Origin of the sequence: Phenylobacterium sp. (assembly GCF_044371015.1) — a bacterium.
Taxonomy (GTDB): domain Bacteria; phylum Pseudomonadota; class Alphaproteobacteria; order Caulobacterales; family Caulobacteraceae; genus Phenylobacterium.
Genome location: NZ_JBILUK010000214.1, coordinates 1 through 5,589 on the forward strand (window position 1 = coordinate 1; position 5,589 = coordinate 5,589).

General features: G+C 68.2%; 4 protein-coding genes and 1 pseudogene. 2 read left to right on the top strand and 3 right to left on the bottom strand.

Annotated elements, in window-relative coordinates; translation table 11 throughout:
* The 3 genes and pseudogenes from ACIQ3R_RS14630 to ACIQ3R_RS14640 form a co-directional block, all read right to left on the bottom strand.
* Positions 1–220, bottom strand: a pseudogene (locus ACIQ3R_RS14630) (GNAT family N-acetyltransferase); the annotation flags it as partial.
* Between the two features lie 4 nt (positions 221–224).
* Complete coding sequence (locus ACIQ3R_RS14635; RefSeq protein ID WP_397419595.1) at positions 225–1,868, bottom strand: long-chain-fatty-acid--CoA ligase; 1,644 nt, start codon at positions 1,866–1,868, stop codon at positions 225–227.
* Between the two features lie 71 nt (positions 1,869–1,939).
* Positions 1,940–3,163, bottom strand: a complete 1,224-nt coding sequence (locus ACIQ3R_RS14640) for a pyridoxal phosphate-dependent aminotransferase (protein WP_397419596.1) — start codon at positions 3,161–3,163, stop codon at positions 1,940–1,942.
* 240 nt (positions 3,164–3,403) lie between these two features.
* On the opposite strand from ACIQ3R_RS14640, the gene ACIQ3R_RS14645 reads away from it, so the two are divergent.
* Both ACIQ3R_RS14645 and ACIQ3R_RS14650 read left to right on the top strand, forming a co-directional pair.
* Positions 3,404–3,877, top strand: a complete 474-nt coding sequence (locus ACIQ3R_RS14645) for a (2Fe-2S)-binding protein (RefSeq protein WP_397419597.1) — start codon at positions 3,404–3,406, stop codon at positions 3,875–3,877.
* A partial coding sequence (locus ACIQ3R_RS14650; RefSeq protein ID WP_397419598.1) for a molybdopterin cofactor-binding domain-containing protein occupies positions 3,874–5,589 on the top strand: 1,716 nt, incomplete at its 3' end. The genes ACIQ3R_RS14645 and ACIQ3R_RS14650, both read left to right, overlap by 4 nt.

The following is a 5,589-nucleotide window of genomic DNA, read 5'->3' on the forward strand; positions in this document are numbered from 1 at the left end:
CCAGGTGCGCGCCCACGGCATCCCGCCCGATCAGCAGATTGGCGCCCGGCTGCGCCAGGTCCTCGGCCAGCAGGCCCTCGTCCAGCCGCTGGCCGCCGACGATGGTCTCGACCTTCCAGGCGGCCTGACCGGCGGGGACCCGGTAGGCCTGGTTGGTGATGGCGATGACGTTCGGCAGATCGGCCGGAACGGCGGGCGCCAGTTTCAGATCGAAGGACAAATCGTCAGGCGCTCACCGACTTTGCGGTCGGCAGGACATAGTCCTTCATCCGCTCGCGGATCAGCTTCTTGTCGATCTTGCCGGTGGCGCCCAGCGGGATGTCTTCGACGAACACCACGTCATCGGGCGTCCACCATTTGGCGATCTTGCCTTCCAGGAACGCCAGGAACTCTTCCTTGGTCCCGCTCTGGCCCGGTCGCAGTTGCACGAGCAGCACCGGCCGTTCGTCCCACTTGGGATGCGCCGCACCGATCACCGCGGCGTTGGCGGCCTTCTCATGGCCCATGGCGATGTTTTCGATCTCGATGGTCGAGATCCACTCGCCGCCCGACTTGATCACATCCTTGGCCCGGTCGGTGATCTGCATGTAGCCGTGACCGTCGAGGGTGGCGACGTCACCGGTGTCGAAGAAGCCCTCGGCGTCGAGGATTTCGCCGCCGTCGCCCCGGAAATACTGCCCGACCACGAAGGGCCCCTTGACCTTCAGCTTGCCGAAGGTCGCGCCGTCATGCGGCAGGCGCTTGCCTGCGTCGTCCTCCAGCTTGAGGTCGATGCCGAGCGGCGGGCGGCCCTGCTTCAGCGTGAAGCGCAGCTGCGCCTCTGAGTCCATGGCGGCGATGGCGGCGGTCGGATTGGCCAGCGTGCCGAGCGGCGAGGTTTCGGTCATGCCCCAGGCATGGGTCACCGACACGCCGTACTCGTCGCGGAAGCCGCGAACGATAGCCTCGGGCACCGCCGAGCCGCCGATCACCACCCGCTTCAGCGTGCTCAGGGTCCCCTTGGTCTCGCGCAGGTGGGTCAGCAGCATCTGCCAGACGGTCGGCACGGCGGCCGAGAAGGTGACGCCCTCGGTCTCCAGCAGTTCATGCACCGAGGCGCCGTCGAGCTTGGCGCCCGGCATCACCAGCTTGGCGCCGACGCCCGGGCAGGAGAACGCCAGCCCCCAGGCGTTGGCGTGGAACATCGGCACCACCGGCAGCACCGTGTCGGTGGCCGACAATCCCATCACGTCGGTGCCCATGGTCACCAGCGTGTGCAGGAAGTTGGAGCGGTGCGAATAGAGCACGCCCTTGGGATTGCCCGTGGTGCCGGATGTGTAGCAGAGCCCGGCCGGCAGGGTCTCGGCGAACCCGCCCCAGTCGCCCTCGGGGCCGTGCTGTTCAACCAGGGTCTCGAAGCAGAGCGCGCCGGGCAGGTCGACACCCTTCATGCCGTCCGCGTCGGCCAGAACAATGATGTGCTCCACCGTCGGGATCTTGTCGGCGATGCCCTTGAGGATCGGGACGAAGGTCAGATCCGTGAAGATGATCCGGTCTTCGGCGTGGTTGATGATGTAGACGAGCTGGTCGGCGAACAGGCGCGGATTGAGCGTGTGGCAGACCGCCCCGATGCCCATGATCCCGTACCAGGCCTCGATGTGCCGGCCGGTGTTCCAGGCGAGCGTGGCGACCCGGTCGCCCTGCTTGATCCCCATGGCCTTCAGCGCATTGGAAAGCCGGTGCGCGCGCTCATGGATCGCGGCGTAGGTCGTCCGGACAATCGGCCCCTCGACCGAGCGCGAGACCACTTCGCGGTCTCCGTGCCAGGCCTTGGCGTGATCGAGCACTTTGTCGACCGTCAGCGGCCAGTCCTGCATCAGCCCCAACATGGCGTCTCGTCTCCCTGAACGTCTTGGCGAGACACCTAGTGAAACTGTCGTGGGGAATCCAGACCGGCGGTTCAGGCGAAGTGCTTGAGCACGTCGAACTCCACCTGGGCCTGCTTGCCGTAGGTCGCCATCAGCTCGGCGGGCGGGATGGCCATGACCGCCGCGAAGGCGGTCTTGAAGGCGGCCATCTCTTCGGCCGTGCCCACCGAGATGCGCACGGCGTTGGGCCAGATCGGCCAGGTGCGGCCGATATAGACCTTGCGCGCCTTCATGGCGGCCATGATCGCGCGGCCGTTGCGGCCGGTGTCGATCATGAAGCAGTTGGATTCCGACTCGCCGATCACCTTGAAGCCCTTGGCGCGCAGCCAAGAGATGGTTTCGGACCTGACGTCGCCGATAATCTTCTTGCGCTCCGGAACCAGGGCCGCATCGAGCAACGAGGCCCGCGCGGCGGTGGCGCCGGTGATCGGCATGGCGTTCTGTCCGAAAGCCTTGAGCTTGGCCAACAGATCGGGCCGACCGAGCGCCAGGCCGCACCGCAGTCCGGCCATGCCGTAGACCTTGGAGAAGGTGCGGAGCACGATCAGATCCTTGCCTGCCGCCACCAGATCAAGCGTGTCCTTGGCGTCCGACAGATGGATGTAGGCCTCGTCGACCAGCAGGATCGAGTCCTTCGGCTTGTTCTCCAGCAGCCAGACGATGGACGCCCGGTCGGTCATGGTGCCCGTCGGGTTGTTCGGATTGCAGACATAGATCAGCCCGGCCTTGGGATCGGCGGCGGCCATGGCCTTCACGTCGTGCTGGAAGTCGGCGGTAAGCGGGACCTTGTGAATCTGGCCGCCCGAGGTCATGGCCGCCCGCATGGCGGCCTCATAGGAAGGATCGGCGATCACCAGGCTGCGGCCCGGGCCGGTGAAGGCCAGCACGGTGTGGGTGAGCGGCTCGCCCGAGCCGGCATAGACTTCCACATGATCGACCTTGAGGCCCGACTGGCGGGCGAAGGTCATGGCCAGCATCTCGACCTCGCCCAGGCGGTCATAGCGCCCGCCCTGGGGCGCGATCTTGCCGATGGCGTCAATGGCGGCCTTGCAGGGTCCCAGAGGGTTCTCGTTGGCGTTGATCAGCACCGCATCCGGCGGCGGGATGTCCGGCGTCTGACCATGCAGCGCCATGCCGGACGGCGGAGCTTGAGCGGCGTGCGCGAGGCGCGCCTCGGTCAGCACCGGAGTCGCCGCCGCGAGGGCCAGGCTGCGAAGGAAGGTGCGGCGGGCGAGGGCGGTCTTGGGGAGAGTCATGGCGGTGTCCGATCCGGCGAGGCTGACCCTCAGGGCGCGCCCAGCCGGGATCGAGCGCAAGCCGCCGAGCGGCCTCGGCGTGGACGCCGGCGACAACTGCCTTGTGTGCAGGCAGGCTGAGCACGCCTTGGACAGATGGGCCGCCATCCAGGGGCGCCTGCCCACGTGCTCTAAGCACCTTGCATCCGGCCCGATTTGGGCGTCCGCTCCTCTTGGCGCGAGCACACGGGGAGACTGAACATGACGACGTTCCGACTGAACGGGCGCGAAATGACGGTCGAGGGGCCGGACGACGCGCCGCTGCTCTGGACCATTCGGGACGAGGCCGGGCTCACCGGGACCAAGTTCGGCTGCGGAATCGGCCAGTGCGGCGCCTGTACGGTGCATGTGGACGGCGAGGCGGTGCGATCCTGCCTGGTCCCGACATCGGCCGTGGCCGGCAAGGCGGTGACCACCATCGAGGGCCTGGACCCCAAGGGCGCGCACCCCTTGCAGCAGGCCTGGATCGAGACCCAGGCGCCCCAGTGCGGCTACTGCCAGTCGGGCCAGATCATGCAGGCCGCCGCCCTGTTGAAGGCTACGCCCAAGCCCACCGACGCCGAGATCGATGCGGCCATGTCGGGCAACCTCTGCCGCTGCATGGCCTATGTGCGGATCAAGAAGGCGATCAAGCTCGCCGCCGGCCAGGCCGCCAAGACGGGAGCTTCGGCATGAACGCGCCCATCAATCTCTCACGTCGCAGCCTGTTGATCGCGGTCACGGCGGCTGGCGCCACCTTTACGCTCGCCGCCCCCGTCGAGGCCGCCGCCGGCGCGTTCGAGCCGACAATCTGGTATTCCATCGACCGCGACGGTCAGGTGGTGGTCAACATCATCCGCGCCGAGATGGGCCAGCATGTGGGCTCGGCCATCGCCCGCATCGTCGCCGAGGAACTGGAGGCCGACCCGGCGAGGGTGAAGTTCCTGCACGTCGATAGTCACCCCAAGTGGGGCCTGATGGCCACCGGCGGAAGCTGGTCGATCTGGCAGAGCTATCCGCTCTACAGCCAGGCTGCGGCGGCCGGGCGGATGGCGCTGATCGAAGCGGGAGCCAAGCTGCTCAGCGTGGAGCCCTCCACCTGCGTGGCGCGCAATCACCGCGTGGTGTCGGGCGACAAGTCGATCGGCTTCGGCGAGATCGTCGCCAAGGGCGCACTGCCCGCCGCCATCAGCGCCGAGGCGATGGCCAAGATCCCGCTCAAGCCCGCCAAGGAGCGCCGGGTGCTCGGCCGCGCCGCGCCGGCCCAGGATGTGCCGACCAAGACCAACGGCCAGGCGGTCTATGGCATCGACGCCAAGGCGCCGGGGATGGTCTACGCCCGGCCCAAGCTGCCGCCGACCCGTTATGGCGCACGCGTCACGGCCATCGATGAGACCGAGGCGCGGAAGGTTCCCGGATACATCCGCGCGGTGGCGCTGGAGGACCCCTCAGGCACGGTTCCCGGCTGGGTGATGGTCTATGGCGAGACCTTCGTCGCCGCCGACCGGGCCTGCGAGGCGCTCAAGGTCACCTGGGCGGGCGGCGATGGGGCGACTGTCTCGGAGGCCGACCTCAACCGCCGCGCGGCGGAGTTGATCGCCGACACCTCCAAGGGCGGGCTCGTGGTCGCCGATCCCGGCATCGAGGCGGCCTTCAAGGCGGCGAAGTCGAAGGTCGAGGCCACCTACACCACCGCCACCGCCCTGCACTTCCAGCTGGAGCCGGTCAACGCCCTGGCCTTCGAGCGCAACGGCGTCTTCGAGATCCACACCGGCAACCAGTGGCAGTCGCTCGTGCTGCCTTGGCTGGCCAAGGCGCTGGGACGGCCGGAAGAGAGCATCGTACTCAGGACCTACCTGCTGGGCGGCGGGTTCGGGCGCAGGCTCAACGGCGACTATGCGGTGGGCGCGGCGCTGGCTTCCAAGGCCATCGGCGGCAATCCGGTCAAGATGGTGCTGACCCGAGCCGACGACAGCCGGTTCGACTCCCCGCGCTCGCCGTCCACCCAGGCGCTGAAGATGGCGTTCGGCGAGGGCGGACGGGTCACGGCCATGGAGCACCACGTCTGCGCCGGCTGGCCCACCGAGGCCATGGCGCCCTTCTTCATGCCCAAGGGCGCCAACGACGTGGCCTTCGACCCCTTCGCCGCCAATGGCGCGAACCATTGGTACAATGTTGGCGCGCACCGGGTCCGGGCGGTGGGTAACGACCTGGCCAACGCCACCTTCCGGCCGGGTTGGCTGCGCTCGGTGGGCCCGGGCTTCACCAACTGGGCGCTGGAGAGCTTCCTGGACGAGGCGGCGCACCATGCCGGCGTCGATCCCGTGGCCTTCCGCCTGCGGATGCTGGACGCCACGGGGCGCAATGCAGGCTCCGCGCCGAACTCGGTCGGAGGCGCCAAGCGTCAG

Bases quoted from the DNA above. Each gene is read 5' to 3' on its own strand.
- ACIQ3R_RS14645 (WP_397419597.1), top strand. From the start codon at position 3,404: ATGACGACGTTCCGACTGAACGGGCGCGAAATGACGGTCGAGGGGCCG.
- ACIQ3R_RS14635 (WP_397419595.1), bottom strand. From the start codon at position 1,868: ATGTTGGGGCTGATGCAGGACTGGCCGCTGACGGTCGACAAAGTGCTC.
- ACIQ3R_RS14640 (WP_397419596.1), bottom strand. From the start codon at position 3,163: ATGACTCTCCCCAAGACCGCCCTCGCCCGCCGCACCTTCCTTCGCAGC.